Origin of the sequence: Luteococcus peritonei, assembly GCF_039526385.1 — a bacterium.
In the GTDB taxonomy this organism is placed as follows: domain Bacteria; phylum Actinomycetota; class Actinomycetes; order Propionibacteriales; family Propionibacteriaceae; genus Luteococcus; species Luteococcus peritonei.
Window position 1 is genome coordinate 164,149 of sequence record NZ_BAAAIX010000034.1, and the last position, 14,739, is coordinate 178,887.

Genomic DNA, 14,739 nt, shown 5'->3' on the forward strand with positions numbered 1-14,739 from the left:
GGCCACCCGTCACGGTGGTCGCCCTCGTGGCGTGCCCTGAGCTCGCCGGGGAATGGGTTTCAGTGGGCGACGCGGCCCAGAAAGGCGCGGGTGCGCTCCTCGCGGGGGTTGCCGATCACCTCGTCGGGGCTGCCCTGCTCCACCACGACGCCGCCGTCCATGAAGACGACGCGGTCGGCCACCTCGCGGGCGAAGCCGATCTCGTGGGTCACCACGATCATGGTCATGCCCTTGGCGGCCAGGTCCTTCATGGTGTTCAGCACCTCGCCCACCAGCTCCGGGTCCAGCGCGCTGGTCGGCTCGTCGAAGAGCATCAGGTCGGGATCCATCGCCAGGGCGCGGGCGATCGCCACCCGCTGCTGCTGGCCGCCGGAGAGCTGGCTGGGGTAGGAGGCACCACGATCGCCCAGGCCCACCTGGGCCAGCAGCTCCGTGGCCCGCTGCTCCGCCTCGGCGCGCGGGGTGCGCTTGACCACCATGGGCGCCTCGGTGATGTTCTCCAGCGCCGTCTTGTGCGGGAACAGGTTGAAGCGCTGGAAGACCATGCCGATGCTGGAGCGCTGGCGGGCGATGTCCTTGTCGGTGCGGCGGTACAGCTTCCCGTCGCGCTCCTCGAGGCCCACCAGCTCGCCGTCCACCCAGATCCGGCCGCCGGTGAGCGTCTCCATCTGGTTGATCAGCCGCAGGAAGGTGGTCTTGCCCGAGCCCGACGGGCCCAGCAGCACGACGACCTCGCCGCGGTGCACCTCCAGGTCGACGCCCTTGAGCACCTCCAGGTCGCCGAAGGACTTGCGCACGTTGACCGCGCGGACCTGCACCTCGTCGGTGGGACGGTGCGACATGTTCTGGCTCATCAGTGGTCCGTTCCGGTGTAGGACAGCGGGGCGTAACCGCGGCCGAAGCGCTTCTCCAGCCAGGACTGGCCCCACATCATCAGGCTCGTGGTGATCAGGTAGTAGAGGCAGGCTGCCATGTAGACCGGGATCATCTTGTAGTAGTTGGTGCCGATGCTGCGCAGCTGGAAGAGCATCTCACCGGCCAGCGGCAGCGCCACCAGCAGCGAGGTGTCCTTGAACATGGCGATGGTCTCGTTGCCCATCGGCGGCACGATCACGCGCATCGCCTGGGGCAGGATGATGCGACGCATCGCCTGGCCGCGGTCCATGCCCAGGGCGGTGGCGGCCTCGTGCTGGCCCTTGTCGACGCTGATGATGCCGGAGCGGGCGATCTCGCTGAAGTAGGCCGCCTCGCTCAGCGCCAGGCCCAGGATGGCGCCCAGGTAGCCGGTGAAGAGCTGGTTGGCGTCCAGGGTGGCGATCCGCAGCGTGCCGTCCAGACCGAGCAGGTCCATGATCTGACGGTCATAGGGGATGCCGATGCCCACCCCGTTGGGGAAGAAGGCACCCGCCGCGCCCAGGATGGAGAGCAGCACGTAGCGCGGGATGGAGCGGAAGAACCAGGCATAGGCGAAGGCCACGCCGCTGAGCAGCTTGTTCGGGCTCATCCGCATCACGGCCAGCAGGACGCCGCCCAGGACACCCAGCACCATGGCACCGGCGGTCACCAGCAGCACGCCCAGGAAGAAGCCGTAGACCACCGGGGTCTGGCGCATGGCGTCGAGGGTGAAGCCCCAGTCGAAGGCCGGGTTGGTGGCGAGCTGGTGCACCACCATGGCCAGCACGAGGGCCACCACGACGGCTCCCACCGTGCGCCAGGGGTGGCGCACCGGCACGGCGTCGATCACGTCGGTGCTCTGGGTGCTCTCGGCCTTCGCGGGGCCCTCGTGCCCCGCGGACGGGTTCGCTGCGGTGCTCACGGGTTCACCTGGAAGGAGTCGATGGCGCCGTCCGCCTGGCCCCACTCGGCCAGGACCTGGTCGTAGTGGCCGCTGGCGCGCACGTCGTCGAAGGCCTGCCGGATCGCCTCCGCGAACTCGGTCTGTGCCTTGGGCACCACGACGCCATAGGGCGCCGCGTCATAGGACTCGCCGAGCTGCTCGATCTTGTCGCCCGACATCTTGATCGCATAGAGCGCGATGGGGGAGTCGGCGGCGATCGCCTGCGCCCGGCCGCTCACCAGCGCCGCGGTGGCCTCACCCTGGTCGGTGAAGCTCAGCAGGTTGATCCGGTTGCTGCCGCAGCCGGCCTGCGCCGCCTTCATCTCGGCCTCCTGCACCGTGCCGGTCTGCACCGCGATGGTGCGGCCGCAGGGCTTGCCCTGCTCCAGCTGCTGGGGATTGCCCTTGGCCACGGCCCACAGCGAGCCGGCCGACAGGTAGCTGACCATGGTGACGCTCTTCTCGCGCTCCTTGGTGACGGTGAAGGCGCTCACGCCCACGTCGTACTTCCTGGCCTGGATGCCGATCAGGATCTGGTCGAAGGGGGACTGCTTCCACTCCACCTCGACGCCCAGCCGGTCACCCACCGCCTCGAACAGGTCGACGTCCAGCCCGGCGGTCTTCCCGCCCTCCAGGAACTCGACCGGCTTGTAGGTGGGGGAGTTGCCCACCACGATCCGGCGGCTCTTCTGGATGTCCGCGGGCAGCTTGGCGAACAGCTCCTGGCTCGCCTCGATGGGCGGCAGCGAGGACGAGGCCCTGGTGGTGGGCATGCCGGAGCCGGTGAGGTTGTCGGCGCAGCCCGTGGCCAGCAGCAGGCTGCCGATCGCGAGCAGTCCGACGGCCCGGGCGGGCCTGGGGTGCTTCATGCGAGAGATCCTCCAGAATGAGTGAATGGTGGCATCGTTCCACCGCAAAAACTTCGGCATCCTATCGTCCCAACCCGTGGCCCCCTTCCCGGCGGGCCGCCGCTGGAGCGTCACGGCAGGGGGCAGGATGGCGACGTGAGATCTGACACCACCGGGGCACAGGCCCACGCACTGGCCGAGCTGCTGCATCCGGAGCGGTTGAGCGAGGTGCTGGACATCGGCGCCAACCCGCTCGACGAGCAGGCGCCCTACGCCGCCCTGCTCGCCGAAGGCCTGTGCCATGTCACCGGCTTCGAGCCCCAGCCCGAGGCCCTGGAGCGGCTGCGTCGCGAGGCCGGTCCGCACGAGACCTACCTGCCGCACGCCATCGGCGACGGTACCGAGCACGTGCTGCACACCTGCGCCATGACCGGCTTCTCCAGCCTGCTGGAGCCCGATGAGCAGCAGCTGGCGCTGCTGGTGGACTTCCCCAGGATGGCCGAGGTGGTCTCCAGCACGCCGGTGCAGACCACCCGACTGGATGACGTGGAGCACCTGGACCGGGTCGACCACCTCAAGATCGACGTGCAGGGCTCCGAGCTGATGGTCTTTCGCCACGGCCGACGCTGCCTGTCCCAGGTCACCAGCATCCAGACGGAGGTGGGTTTCCACCGGATCTACCGGGACCAGCCGCTGTTCGCCGAGGTCGACGCGGAACTGCGCCAGCAGGGCTTCGTGCCGCAGGCCTTCGTCAACATCAAGGACTGGCCGCTGGCGCCGGTGCAGTGGGCCGACGAGCTGTCCTCCACCGCCCGCCAGCTGGTGGAGGCCGACGTGCTCTACGTGCGTGACCCCGCCCGTCTCGACCAGCTCGACGAGGAGCAACTGCGCCATCTCGTGCTGGTCTGCCACGTGGTGCACGGCCGCCACGGCATCGCCCTGCTCGGGGTGCGTGAGCTGGTGCGGCGCGGCGTCCTGGCCTGCGAGGCCGAGCAGCGCTACCGGGAGCTGGCGCTGGCCGGGCGTGGCTGAGCTGGCCTGACGCACGACGCCCGCCCACCGAGATGGTGGGCGGGCGTCGCAGCAGGAAGCGATCAGTCCTCGGGATCGACGGCGAAACCGTCCTCGTCGAGGCCGGCCTCCCGACGGGCCTCGCGGGCCTTGCGCTCGTCCTGGGCATCGGCCGGGGCGCCGGTGGCGGTCAGGCGCACCTTGCGGGCCTCGGCCTGTGCCTCGGCCTCCTTCTGCTCGGACTTCTCGATGCCACTGGTGTCCCGCGGGGGGAGCTGCAGGGTCTGCTCGGCCCGCATCCCGGCCTGCAGCTCGCGGGCGCGTTCCAGCTCGGAGTCCACCTCGGCGCCGAAGAGCAGGGCCAGATTCGTCAGCCACAGCCACAGCAGCATCACGATGACACCGGCCATCGCGCCGTAGGTCTTGGAGTAGTTGCCGGCGGTGGAGACGTAGAGGGCGAAGAGCAGCGAGGCGGCGATCCAGATGGCGATCGCCACCGCCGAGCCCACCGAGAGCCAGGTGAACTTCGGCTGCCGCACGTTCGGGGTGAAGTGGTAGAGCACGGCCACCATCAGCACCATCAGCAGCAGCATGACCGGCCACTTGGCCCAGTTCCACACCGTCACGGCGGTGGAGCCCAGCCCCACCACGTCGCCGATCGCCTGGGCCACCGGACCCGAGACCACCATCGCCACCAGCATCAGCGCGGCGCCCAGCACCAGCACCAGGGTGATGGCGAGGTTCACCGGACGCAGCTTCCACACGGGACGCCCTTCGGCCACCTCGTAGACCCGGTTCATGGCCCGGCCGAAGGCACCCACGTAGCCGGAGGCCGACCACAGCGCGGAGAGCAGGCCGATCACCAGCGCCAGGCCGGTGCCGCGGGAGTTGACCATCTGGGTCAGCGGGTCCTTGATCTGCTGGTAGGCGTCACCGGGTGCCAGCTGGCGCACCACGTCCAGCAGGGCCTGCGTGCCACCCTCGGACTGGCCGAACAGGGCCAGCAGCGAGACCAGCGCCAGCAGCGCGGGGAAGATCGCCAGCACGGTGTAGTAGGTCAGCGCGGCGGCCAGGTCGGTGCACTGGTCGTTGGAGAACTCGCGCAGCGCATTCTTCGCGGTGAACTTCCAGCCGGGACGCTGCACGTCGCTGGGGGAGTCAGGCTTGCGCGGGTCGTCGGGGTGAGGTGCCTCGGCCGCCCGCTGGCGGGTCTCGGCGGTCTTGTCGTCACTCATGGGTGCCTCCAGGGAAAGACGGATGTCGGGCTCGAAGCTACCGAGGCGCGGGCAGGCCTGTCCCCGCGACGCGACTGCCTTTCGCGATCGGCGTAGGGCTCTGGCTAGGCTGGAGCGGCCCGCCGGAGCAGGAGGGCAGGAATGAGGCAAGCATGAGCTGGGGAGAGATCGCCGGCCTGGTGGCCGCGGCCGCCGCCGTGGTCTTCGTGGCGCTGTGCGCGGTCCCGCTGCTCAAGCTGGGCGGCGTGATGGACGAACTGCGCGTCGTGGTGCGCGACCTCGGGAAGGGCACCACGCCCATCCTGGAGGAGCTGCAGGGCACCGTCGGCACCACCACCCAGGAGATCGCCAGGCTCAGCCAGGTGACCGAGGAGCTGGCCAAGATGAGCCACGACGCCTCCACCGTCACCGGCCAGGCCGCCAACGTCTCCACGGTGGTCACCACCCCGCTGGTCAAGACCGCCGAGGTGGTGGGCAAGGCCTCCACCGCGGCCCGCGACGTGGGCCGTCGGGTGCAGGAGCGCCGACCGCGTCGCCGGGCCCACGACCCCGCCGGCGAGCTGGAGGCCGGCCCGCAGCGGGCCGCCGAGGCCGCGGAGGACCTCGAGGACTGAGACGGCTCACCGCCACCTCGCGCGCGGTCGCGGCCGTGCCCGCAGTACCCGATAGGCTGGACCGGCTCGTGCCCGTACGCGACAGGCACCGCAGCAACAGCCCCACCCACGAGAGCACCAAGGACACCACTGATGAGAGCCGCCGAGATCGGTCGTCGCTACCTGGACTTCTTCGCCTCGAAGGAGCACGCCGTCGTGCCCAGCGCCTCGCTGCTGTACAACGACCCGACGCTGCTCTTCGTGAACGCCGGCATGGTGCCCTTCAAGCCCTACTTCACCGGCGAGGAGCCCGCCCCGTGGAAGCGCGCGGTGAGCAACCAGAAGTGCGTGCGCACCCTGGACATCGAGGAGGTGGGCAAGACCACCCGTCACGGCACCTTCTTCCAGATGCTGGGCAACTTCTCCTTCGGTGACTACTTCAAGAAGGAGGCGATCGAGTACGCCTTCGAGCTGGTCACCACCGAGCAGCACAACGGCGGCTTCGGCTTCGACCCCTCCAAGGTCTGGGTGACCGTGCTCGGACCCGGCTTCCACCCGGACTACCCCGAGGGTGACAAGCAGGCCATCGAGTACTGGAAGTCCGTGGGCATCCCGGCCGACCACATCCAGGGCCGCAGCCTGAAGGACAACTACTGGAACATGGGCGTGCCCGGCCCGGGCGGCCCGTGCAGCGAGATCTACATCGACCGTGGCCCCGAGTTCGGCCGCGACGGAGGCCCCGAGGCCGACGAGGACCGCTTCCTGGAGATCTGGAACCTGGTCTTCCAGCAGGAGGACCTGTCCGCGGTGCGCGCCAAGGACGACTTCGACATCGCCCGTCAGCTGCCCACCCAGAACATCGACACCGGCGCCGGCCTGGAGCGGATCAGCTACCTGCTGCAGGGCAAGGCCAACATGTACGAGATCGACCAGGTCTTCCCCGTCATCGAGCAGGCCGCCCGGATGGCCGGCAAGTCCTACGGCGCCAACCCGGACGACGACGTGCGGCTGCGCGTGGTGGCCGACCACGTGCGCTCCGCGCTGATGCTGATGACCGACGGTGTCACCCCCGGCAACGAGGCGCGCGGCTACGTGCTGCGCCGCCTGCTGCGCCGCAGCGTGCGCTCGATGCGTCTGCTGGGCGTCAACGAGCCCGTCCTGGGCGAGCTGATGACCACCTCCAAGGAGCTGATGAGCGCCTCCTACCCGGACGTGGACAGCCAGTGGGCCCGCGTGCTGCCGGCCGCCACCGCCGAGGAGGAGTCCTTCCGTCGCACCCTGAACTCCGGCACCCAGCTCTTCGACCTGGCCGCCGGCCAGGTGAAGTCCGCCGGGCAGCAGACGCTGAGCGGTGACAAGGCCTTCCAGCTGCACGACACCTACGGCTTCCCGATCGACCTCACCCTGGAGATGGCCTCCGAGCAGGGCCTCGACGTGGACGTCGAGCAGTTCCGCAGCCTGATGGCCGAGCAGCGCAACCGGGCCAAGGCCGATGCCAAGGCGAAGAAGGGCGGCACCGTCTCCACCGAGGCCTACCGCACCCTGCGCGAGGCGGGTGAGACCCCCTTCCTGGGCTACACCGAGCTGGAGGTCGCCACCCAGCTGCGCGGCATCATCGCCGACGGCAGCGTCACCGACCGGGCCCTGCCGGGCCAGACCGTCGAGCTGGTGCTCGCCGAGACCCCCTTCTACGCCGAGTCCGGCGGCCAGGACTCCGATGCCGGCACCATCCTGGTGGAGGGCACCGGCCTGGACGTGATCGACGTGCAGCGCCCGGTCCCCGGCCTGGTGGTGCACAAGGTGATCGTGCCCGAGGGCGTCGAGTTCGGCGCCGGCGGCCAGGTGCAGGCCGTGGTCGACGGCTTCCACCGCCTGGGCTCCTGCCAGGCGCACACCGCCACCCACGTGGTGCACGCGGCGCTGCGCGAGCTGGTGGGCCCCGGTGCCACCCAGGCCGGCTCCTACAACAAGCCGGGCTACCTGCGCTTCGACTACTCGGGCCAGCACGGCCTGTCGGAGGCGCTCAAGGCAGAGATCGAGGAGCGCTGCAATGTCGCGATCCGCGACGACCTGCAGATCACTGCGAACGAGATGCGGCTCGAGGACGCGAAGGCGCTCGGCGCCATGGCCATGTTCGGCGAGAAGTACCCGCCGATCGTGCGCATGGTGGAGATGGGTGGCCCCTGGAGCCGCGAGCTGTGCGGCGGCACCCACGTCCAGCACTCCAGCCAGATCGGCCTGCTCAGCCTGCTGGGCGAGCAGTCCATCGGCTCCGGCGCCCGGCGCGTGGAGGCCCTGGTCTCCACCGACGCCTTCAGCCACCTGGCGGCCGAGCGCGCCCTGGTGAGCCAGCTCACCGACGTGCTCAAGACCCAGCCCGACCAGCTCAAGGACCGCGTCGAGAAGCTGGTGGCAGACCTCAAGGCCGCCGAGAAGCAGATCGCAGACCTCAAGGCGGCCCAGCTGATGGCCGGGGCGGGCCAGATGCTGCAGCGCGCCCACGACGTCAACGGCTACACCGTGCTGGCCGAGCAGGTCAGCGGTGTGGGCGGCAACGAGCTGCGCAACCTGGCCACCGAGCTGCGCGGCCGGCTCGGCGACGTTGCCTCGGTCGTCGCCCTGGTGGGCGGCAGCCAGGACAAGCCCGCCATCGTGGTGGCCACCAGCCAGGCCGCGCGGGACAAGGGCGCGAAGGCCGGTGCGCTGGTGCGGGCCGCCGCCGAGCAGCTGGGCGGCAAGGGTGGCGGCAAGGACGACCTGGCGCAGGGCGGTGGCACCAACGGTGCCCAGGCCGCCCAGGCGCTGGCCGCCGTCGAGACCGCGCTGGGCTGAGCGTGGCGCTGAGCAGCGAACGAGGGGTCCTGCTGGCCCTGGACTGGGGCAAGGCCCGGATCGGCGTCGCGGCCTGCGACGCCGATCGGATCCTCGCCTATCCCGTGGAGACGGTGCCCAACCTGCCCAAGGACCCCGCGCAGACCCTGCGCCGGATCGAGCAGCTGGTGGCCGAGTACGAGCCGGTCGAGGTGCTGCTGGGCCTGCCCATCTCGCTGGCCGGCGACGAGGGGCTGGCCGCGCAGCGGATGCGCGAGGTGGCCGCCCAGCTGACCGACCGGCTGGGCGCGACACCGGTGACACTCGTCGACGAGAGACTGACCAGCGCCACCGCGCACCGTAGGCTCTCCCAGGCAGGCAAGAATTCGCGCCAGCGGCGCGGCATGATCGACCAGATGGCCGCGGTGGCCATCCTGGAGCAGGCCCTCGCCGAGGGCGGTGCCGCACCCGGCACGACCGACGAAGGTAGGACATCGTGAGCAGCTTGTTCTCGGACGACGACGGCAAGACCGACTGGCAGAAGGTCGGCTACCACGGTCGCAGCGCCTTCGCGGTCCTGCTGAGCCTGGCCGTGCTGGTCGGCGGAGGCTGGTTCGCCGCCAGCAAGGCCCACGACGCCTACATGTCCTGGCGCACCGCGGACAACTACATCGGGCAGAGCGACAGCCCGGTCACCATCACCATCCCGAACGGCGCCACCGGCACCGCGATGGGCGACCTGCTGGTCAAGAACGACGTGGTGAAGTCCCGCAAGGCCTTCCTCAAGGCACTGGCCGCGAATGACGACTCGGACAAGATCCAGGCCGGCACGTACCAGATGTTCAAGCAGATGTCGGCCGATGCCGCCGTCGCGCGGCTGCTCGACCCGAAGGCCCAGCTGCGCAACCAGGTGACCGTCCCCGAGGGCATGTGGCAGAGCGACATCTTCGCCCTGCTGAGCAAGCGCACCAAGATTCCGGTGGCGCAGTTCCAGGCCGCGGCGAAGAACCCGAAGGCGCTCGGCTACCCGGCCTACGTCAAGAACACCGAGGGCTACCTCTTCCCGGAGACCTACGAGATGGGCCAGAAGCCCACCGCCACCAGCATCCTCAAGCTGATGGCCGCCCAGTACAAGCAGGTGGCCGAGCAGAACGACCTGGTGGGCCGGGCCAAGGAGATGGACCTGGAGCCCAACGAGGTGATGACCGTGGCCTCGATCCTGGAGGCCGAGGCCAAGGCCAAGGACATGCCCATGGTGGCCGGCATCATCTACAACCGCCTGGAGAACGGCACCCCGCTGGGCCTGGACTCCACCGCCCACTACCAGCTCAAGATCCCGATGAACAAGCCGCTGCCGTCCGGCTTCCAGGACAAGGGCACCGACAGCTCGTACAACACCTATGCCAACACCGGCCTGCCCGACGGCCCGATCAGCTCGCCGGGCGAGGCGGCGATCAAGGCCGCCCTCAACCCCACCGAGAGCGACTACCAGTACTGGCTGACGGTGAACTTCGCCACCGGCGAGACCAAGTTCGCCGAGACGCTGGACGAGCACAACAAGAACCTGCGCGAGTGGGAGGCCTGGTGCAAGACCGCCAAGGACAAGTCGGGTTGCCCGGCCTGACCGAGGGCGTGGCCCGGGCGGCGGTGATCGGCCATCCGGTGGCCCACTCGCTGTCCCCGGCGCTGCACCGTGCCGCCCACGCCCAGCTCGGTCTGGACTGGCACTACGAGGCCATCGACGTCGAACCCGGCGGGGTGGACGGCTTCCTGGCAGGACTCGACGAGTTCTGGCGAGGTCTCAGCGTCACCATGCCGCACAAGGAGGCGATCCGCCGCCACGGCAGCGGCGACGAGCTGGTGGAGCTCACCGGGGTGGCCAACACCTGGGTCCGCATCCCCGGCGCCGAACCGCTGGTGCGCAATACCGACGTGGGCGGCTACCAGCTGGCGCTGTCAGAGGCCGGGATCGGCGCGCTGGACAGTGCGGTGGTGGTGGGCAACGGCGCCACGGCCCGCTCCGCCGTGGTGGCCCTGCGCCAGCTTGGCGTGGAACGGGTGCAGCTGCTGGCCCGTGACCCGCAGCGGGCCCAGGAGCTGCGCGGCTTCTGCTCGAACACGCTCGGCATGCTCTGCAAGGTCTCGCCGCTGCGCCACGCGCAGGTGATCGAGTCCGACATCCTGGTCTCCACCGTCCCGGCGGCCGGCGTGGAGCCGGTCGCCGAGGAGCTGGCGGCAGCCGTCCAGGTGGTCTTCGACTCGGTCTACGATCCCTGGCCCACCGCCCTCGCGCGGGCGGCCGAGGCCCGCGGCCGCCTCACCCTCAACGGGCTGGACCTGCTGGCCGGCCAGGCCGTCGAGCAGGTCCGGCTGATGACCGGCGGGGGAGAGGTCGGCTACGAGCTGCTCCGTTCTGCAGGGCAAGAAGCGCTGGGGGCACGCGGCGCCATCTGAGAGGATTGCTGCCATGCTGCGCTACCTCACCGCTGGTGAATCCCATGGTCAGGCCCTGATCGCCACGATGGAGGGGATCCCCGCCCATGTGCAGGTGTCCTCCGACGACATCCGCGGGGCCCTCGCCCGTCGCCGGCTCGGGGCCGGACGCGGCGCCCGGATGAAGTTCGAGGCCGACGAGGTGACGCTGGTGGCCGGCTTCCGCCACGGCGAGACGCTCGGCTCGCCGATCGCCATCATGGTGGGCAACACCGAGTGGCCCAAGTGGACCGAGGTGATGAGCCCCGATGCCGTGGCTCCCGAGGTGCTGGAGGCGCAGGCCCGCAATGCCAAGCTGACCCGGCCCCGCCCGGGCCATGCCGATCTGGCCGGGATGCAGAAGTACGACTGGGACGAGGCCCGTCCGTTGCTGGAGCGCGCCAGCGCCCGCGAGACCGCGGCACGCGTGGCGCTGGGCCAGGTGGCCAAGAACTTCCTGCAGCAGGTGGCCGGGATCAGCGTGCTGAGCCATGTGGTGGAGCTGGGACCGGTGGCGGCCTCGCCCACCTTCCCGACCCTGGCCGACCTGGAGCGGATCGATGCCGACCCGCTGCGCTGCAACGACCCACGGGCCTCCGAGGCGATGCAGGCCGAGGTGGAGGACTGCCACAAGGCCGGCGACACGCTGGGCGGCGTGGTCGAGGTGCTGGCCTGGGGCCTGCCCCCGGGCCTGGGCTCCCACAGCCAGGGCGACCGGCGCCTGGACGCGCGGCTGGCCGGGGCCCTGATGGGCATCCAGGCCATCAAGGGCGTCGAGCTGGGCGACGGCTTCGAGCTCGCGCGGGTGCGCGGCTCGCAGGCCCACGACGAGATCGCCCCCGGCCCCGACGGGATCCGTCGCCTCTCCCACCACGCCGGTGGCACCGAGGCCGGCATGAGCACCGGCGAGCTGCTGCGGGTGCGGGCGGCCATGAAGCCGATCGCCACCGTCCCCAAGGCGCTGCGCACCATCGACACCGCCACCGGCGAGGAGTCCCGGGCCCACCACCAGCGCTCCGACGTCTGCGCGGTGCCCGCGGCCGGCGTCGTGGCCGAGGCCATGGTGGCGCTGGTGCTGGCCGAGTGCGTGCTGGAGAAGTTCGGGGGCGACTCGCTGGCCGAGACCCGTCGCAACCTGGAGGCCTACCTGGCCCGGGTCGCCGAGCAGGGGCTGAAGATCCATGGCTGAGCCCACGCCCCGGCTGCCCGAGACCATCGTGCTGGTCGGCGCCCCCGGTGCCGGCAAGTCCACCATCGGCGCCCGGCTGGCCCGTCGCCTGGGGATGGACTTCACCGACGTCGACGAGCTGATCGAGCAGCGGGCCGGCAAGCCGATCCCAGAGATCTTCCTGATGGACGGCGAGCCGGCCTTCCGCGAGCTGGAGCGCGAGACCACCCTGGAGCTGGTGGGGCGCCCCGGCATCGTGAGCCTGGGTGGTGGCGCGGTGATGAACCCCCTCATCCGCCAGGCCCTGGCCGAGCGCACCGTGGTCTGGTTGGACGTCAGCGCCCACCACGCCAGCCGTCGTGTGGGGCTGACCGGCAACAGCCGTCCGCTGCTGGCCGGCGGGAATGTGCACTCCACCATGGTGCGGCTGATGAACGAGCGGCTGCCGCTCTACCGGGAGGTCTCGACCCACCGGATCGACACCAACGGGCTCAAGCCCGCCGCGGTGGTGCGCGAGCTGCTGGCGCGGCTGGGCGTCGACGATCCGGAGCAGCCGGAACCGGTGCAGGACGACGACCAGACAGGGGAGCAGTGATGGCCGAGGTCGAGGTGCGGGCCGAGCGGCCCTACCGGGTGCAGATCGGCGCGGGTGCGCTGTCCGGGCTGCCCGAGCTGCTGCAGGGCGCCCGGCGCGTGGCGATCCTCCATGCCGGCGTGATGGCCGACCGCGCGCACACCGTGGCCCACGAGCTGGCCGCCGATGGTCTGCAGACCACCTGCATCGAGGTGCCGGACGGCGAGGGCGCCAAGACCGGCGAGGTGCTGCTCCACTGCTGGGATCGACTGGCCGAGGCCGGGCTGACCCGCTCCGACGTGGTGGTCGGGCTGGGCGGTGGCGCCACCACCGACCTGGCCGGCTTCGTGGCCGCCAGCTGGCTGCGTGGCGTCGGTTTCGTCAGCATCCCCACCACGGTGCTGGCCATGGTGGATGCCGCGGTGGGCGGCAAGACCGGCATCAACATCACGGCCGGCAAGAACCTGGTGGGGGCCTTCCACGAGCCGCTGGGCGTGCTCTGCGACCTGGACCTGCTGGTGGGCCTGCCGGAGCGTGAGGTCAGCTCCGGGCTGGCCGAGGTGGTCAAGTGCGGATTCATCGCCGACGAGCGGATCCTGGAGCTGGTGGAGCAGGACCCTGCCGAGGCTCGGGACGTGACCAGCGTGCGCTTCGCCACGCTGGTGCGGCGGGCCGTCCAGGTGAAGGCGCAGACCGTCTCCACCGACCTCCGCGAGGCCACCTCGAGCGCAGACCGGGTGGGGCGCGAGGCGCTGAACTACGGCCACACCCTGGGCCATGCCATCGAGGCCGCGCAGCACTTCACCTGGCGCCACGGTGAGGCGATCAGCATCGGGATGGTCTTCGCCGCCGAGGTGAGCCATCGGCTGGCCGGGCTGGCGGCCGACGACGTGGCCCGGCACCGGCGGCTGCTGTCCCAGGTGGGCCTGCCCACCGCCTACAACGCGGCGGACTGGAACCAGCTGCGCGCCACCATGAGCCTGGACAAGAAGGCGCGGGGCGACCAGCTGCGCATGGTGGGCCTGCGCCGGATGGGGGAGGTCACCATCGTCGACTCCCCGCCCGAGCAGGTGCTGCTGGAGTGCTGGCAGGCCCTCGACCCCGGGGCCTAGTGGACTGACCACAGCTGGCCCGGCGTAGGATTGCCCCATGGCCAAGTCATCCCGTCAGGCATCCAAGCTCTCCATCGTCGGCGCCGGAGCGGTCGGCACCTCGCTGGCCTATGCCGCGCTGATCCGCGGGTCGGCCAACGTGATCAGCCTCTACGACATCGACAAGAAGAAGGTCGACGCGGAGGTGCGCGACCTGGCGCACGGCACGCAGTTCACCAGCTCCGTGGTGATGGGCGGCGACGACATCGGCGTGGTCAAGGACTCCTCGGTGGTGATCATCACCGCCGGCGCCAAGCAGAAGCCCGGCCAGACCCGGCTGGACCTGGCGGCCACCAATGCCAAGATCATGGAGAAGATGATGCCGGGCCTGCTCAAGCAGGCACCCGATGCGCTCTACGTGCTGGTCACCAATCCCTGCGACGTGCTCACCGTCGTGGCGCAGAAGGTCTCCGGACTGCCCAGCAGCCAGATCTTCTCCACCGGGACCATGCTGGACACCTCCCGGTTGCGGTGGCTGATCTCGAAGAAGGCCAATGTCACCCAGCGCAATGTGCACACCACCATCGTGGGCGAGCACGGGGACAGCGAGTTCCCGGTCTGGTCCAGCGCGACCATCAGCCATGTCCCGATCCGGGACTGGACGGTCTCGGGCAAGAAGGTCTTCACCGATGACGTGCTCGACCAGCTGGCCCACGAGGCCGCCCATGCCGCCTATGAGGTGATCGAGGGCAAGGGGGCCACGAACTACGCCATCGGCCTGGCCGGTGCCCGGCTGGTGGAGGCCCTGCTGGCCCCCGCCCGTACCGTGCTGCCGCTGTCCAGCGTGCTGACCAACTACTACGGCGTCTCCGAGGTCGCGCTCAGCCTGCCCACCCTGGTCAGCTCCGCCGGCATCGAGCGGGTGGTGGAGATCCCGATGGACCCCACCGAGGTCTCCGCCCTGCACCTGTCCGCCGAGCAGCTTCGGGCATCCCTGGCCCAGCTGGGCTACTGAGCCGACCCGCTCACCCGTCCAGAGGCACGCCAGCTGAGAAAACGCCCACATGACGGATTCAGACACGGGGCGGCTGTGGCCCTA

General features: G+C 70.4%; 14 protein-coding genes. 10 read left to right on the forward strand and 4 right to left on the reverse strand.

Annotated features, from left to right (window positions below; genetic code table 11):
- Positions 1-59: 59 nt before the first annotated feature.
- From ABD073_RS14865 to ABD073_RS14875, 3 genes are read right to left on the reverse strand one after another with little or no spacing between them, the layout of a single operon-like run.
- Positions 60-854 carry an amino acid ABC transporter ATP-binding protein gene (locus tag ABD073_RS14865; RefSeq protein ID WP_343875867.1) on the reverse strand — a complete coding sequence of 265 codons (795 nt, stop codon included), beginning with the start codon at positions 852-854 and terminating at the stop codon, positions 60-62.
- Positions 854-1,816: an amino acid ABC transporter permease gene (locus ABD073_RS14870; protein WP_343875869.1), complete on the reverse strand. Its 963-nt coding sequence runs from the start codon at positions 1,814-1,816 to the stop codon at positions 854-856. Before ABD073_RS14870 ends, ABD073_RS14865 begins: the two co-directional genes overlap by 1 nt.
- Complete coding sequence (locus tag ABD073_RS14875; protein WP_343875871.1) at positions 1,813-2,706, reverse strand: ABC transporter substrate-binding protein; 894 nt, start codon at positions 2,704-2,706, stop codon at positions 1,813-1,815. Before ABD073_RS14875 ends, ABD073_RS14870 begins: the two co-directional genes overlap by 4 nt.
- A gap of 135 nt (positions 2,707-2,841) precedes the next feature.
- Between ABD073_RS14875 and ABD073_RS14880 the strand changes: the two genes are divergently transcribed.
- A complete protein-coding gene (locus ABD073_RS14880; RefSeq protein ID WP_343875873.1) occupies positions 2,842-3,717 on the forward strand; it encodes an FkbM family methyltransferase in 876 nt (291 codons plus the stop codon).
- Between the two features lie 62 nt (positions 3,718-3,779).
- Here the strand turns inward: ABD073_RS14880 and ABD073_RS14885 are convergent, their stop codons facing one another.
- A complete protein-coding gene (locus ABD073_RS14885) occupies positions 3,780-4,931 on the reverse strand; it encodes a YihY/virulence factor BrkB family protein (RefSeq protein ID WP_343875875.1) in 1,152 nt (383 codons plus the stop codon).
- 152 nt (positions 4,932-5,083) lie between these two features.
- Here ABD073_RS14885 and ABD073_RS14890 point away from each other — a divergent pair, with 152 nt between their 5' ends.
- The 9 genes from ABD073_RS14890 (at position 5,084) to ABD073_RS14930 (ending at position 14,655) form a co-directional block, all read left to right on the forward strand.
- Positions 5,084-5,545, forward strand: a complete 462-nt coding sequence (locus tag ABD073_RS14890; protein ID WP_343875877.1) for a DUF948 domain-containing protein — start codon at positions 5,084-5,086, stop codon at positions 5,543-5,545.
- A gap of 132 nt (positions 5,546-5,677) precedes the next feature.
- Positions 5,678-8,356, forward strand: coding sequence for an alanine--tRNA ligase (gene alaS, locus ABD073_RS14895; RefSeq protein WP_343875879.1), 2,679 nt, complete (start codon positions 5,678-5,680; stop codon positions 8,354-8,356).
- 2 nt (positions 8,357-8,358) lie between these two features.
- A complete protein-coding gene (gene ruvX, locus ABD073_RS14900; protein WP_343875882.1) occupies positions 8,359-8,835 on the forward strand; it encodes a Holliday junction resolvase RuvX in 477 nt (158 codons plus the stop codon).
- Positions 8,832-9,959 carry an endolytic transglycosylase MltG gene (mltG, locus tag ABD073_RS14905; protein WP_343875883.1) on the forward strand — a complete coding sequence of 376 codons (1,128 nt, stop codon included), beginning with the start codon at positions 8,832-8,834 and terminating at the stop codon, positions 9,957-9,959. The genes ruvX and mltG overlap by 4 nt, the downstream gene beginning before the upstream one ends.
- The gene (locus ABD073_RS14910) at positions 9,947-10,789 is read left to right on the forward strand and encodes a shikimate dehydrogenase (RefSeq protein WP_343875884.1); all 843 of its coding nucleotides are present in this window, start codon (positions 9,947-9,949) and stop codon (positions 10,787-10,789) included. The genes mltG and ABD073_RS14910 overlap by 13 nt, the downstream gene beginning before the upstream one ends.
- Positions 10,790-10,802: 13 nt before the next feature.
- A complete protein-coding gene (aroC, locus tag ABD073_RS14915; RefSeq protein WP_343875885.1) occupies positions 10,803-11,996 on the forward strand; it encodes a chorismate synthase in 1,194 nt (397 codons plus the stop codon).
- Positions 11,989-12,570 (forward strand): shikimate kinase, encoded by a 582-nt coding sequence (locus ABD073_RS14920; protein WP_343875886.1) that lies wholly within the window; start codon positions 11,989-11,991, stop codon positions 12,568-12,570. Before aroC ends, ABD073_RS14920 begins: the two co-directional genes overlap by 8 nt.
- On the forward strand, positions 12,570-13,661 hold the full coding sequence (gene aroB / locus ABD073_RS14925) for a 3-dehydroquinate synthase (protein WP_343875888.1): 1,092 nt from the start codon (positions 12,570-12,572) through the stop codon (positions 13,659-13,661). The genes ABD073_RS14920 and aroB overlap by 1 nt, the downstream gene beginning before the upstream one ends.
- A 37-nt stretch (positions 13,662-13,698) precedes the next feature.
- Positions 13,699-14,655, forward strand: coding sequence for an L-lactate dehydrogenase (locus tag ABD073_RS14930; protein WP_343875890.1), 957 nt, complete (start codon positions 13,699-13,701; stop codon positions 14,653-14,655).
- Positions 14,656-14,739: the final 84 nt, after the last annotated feature.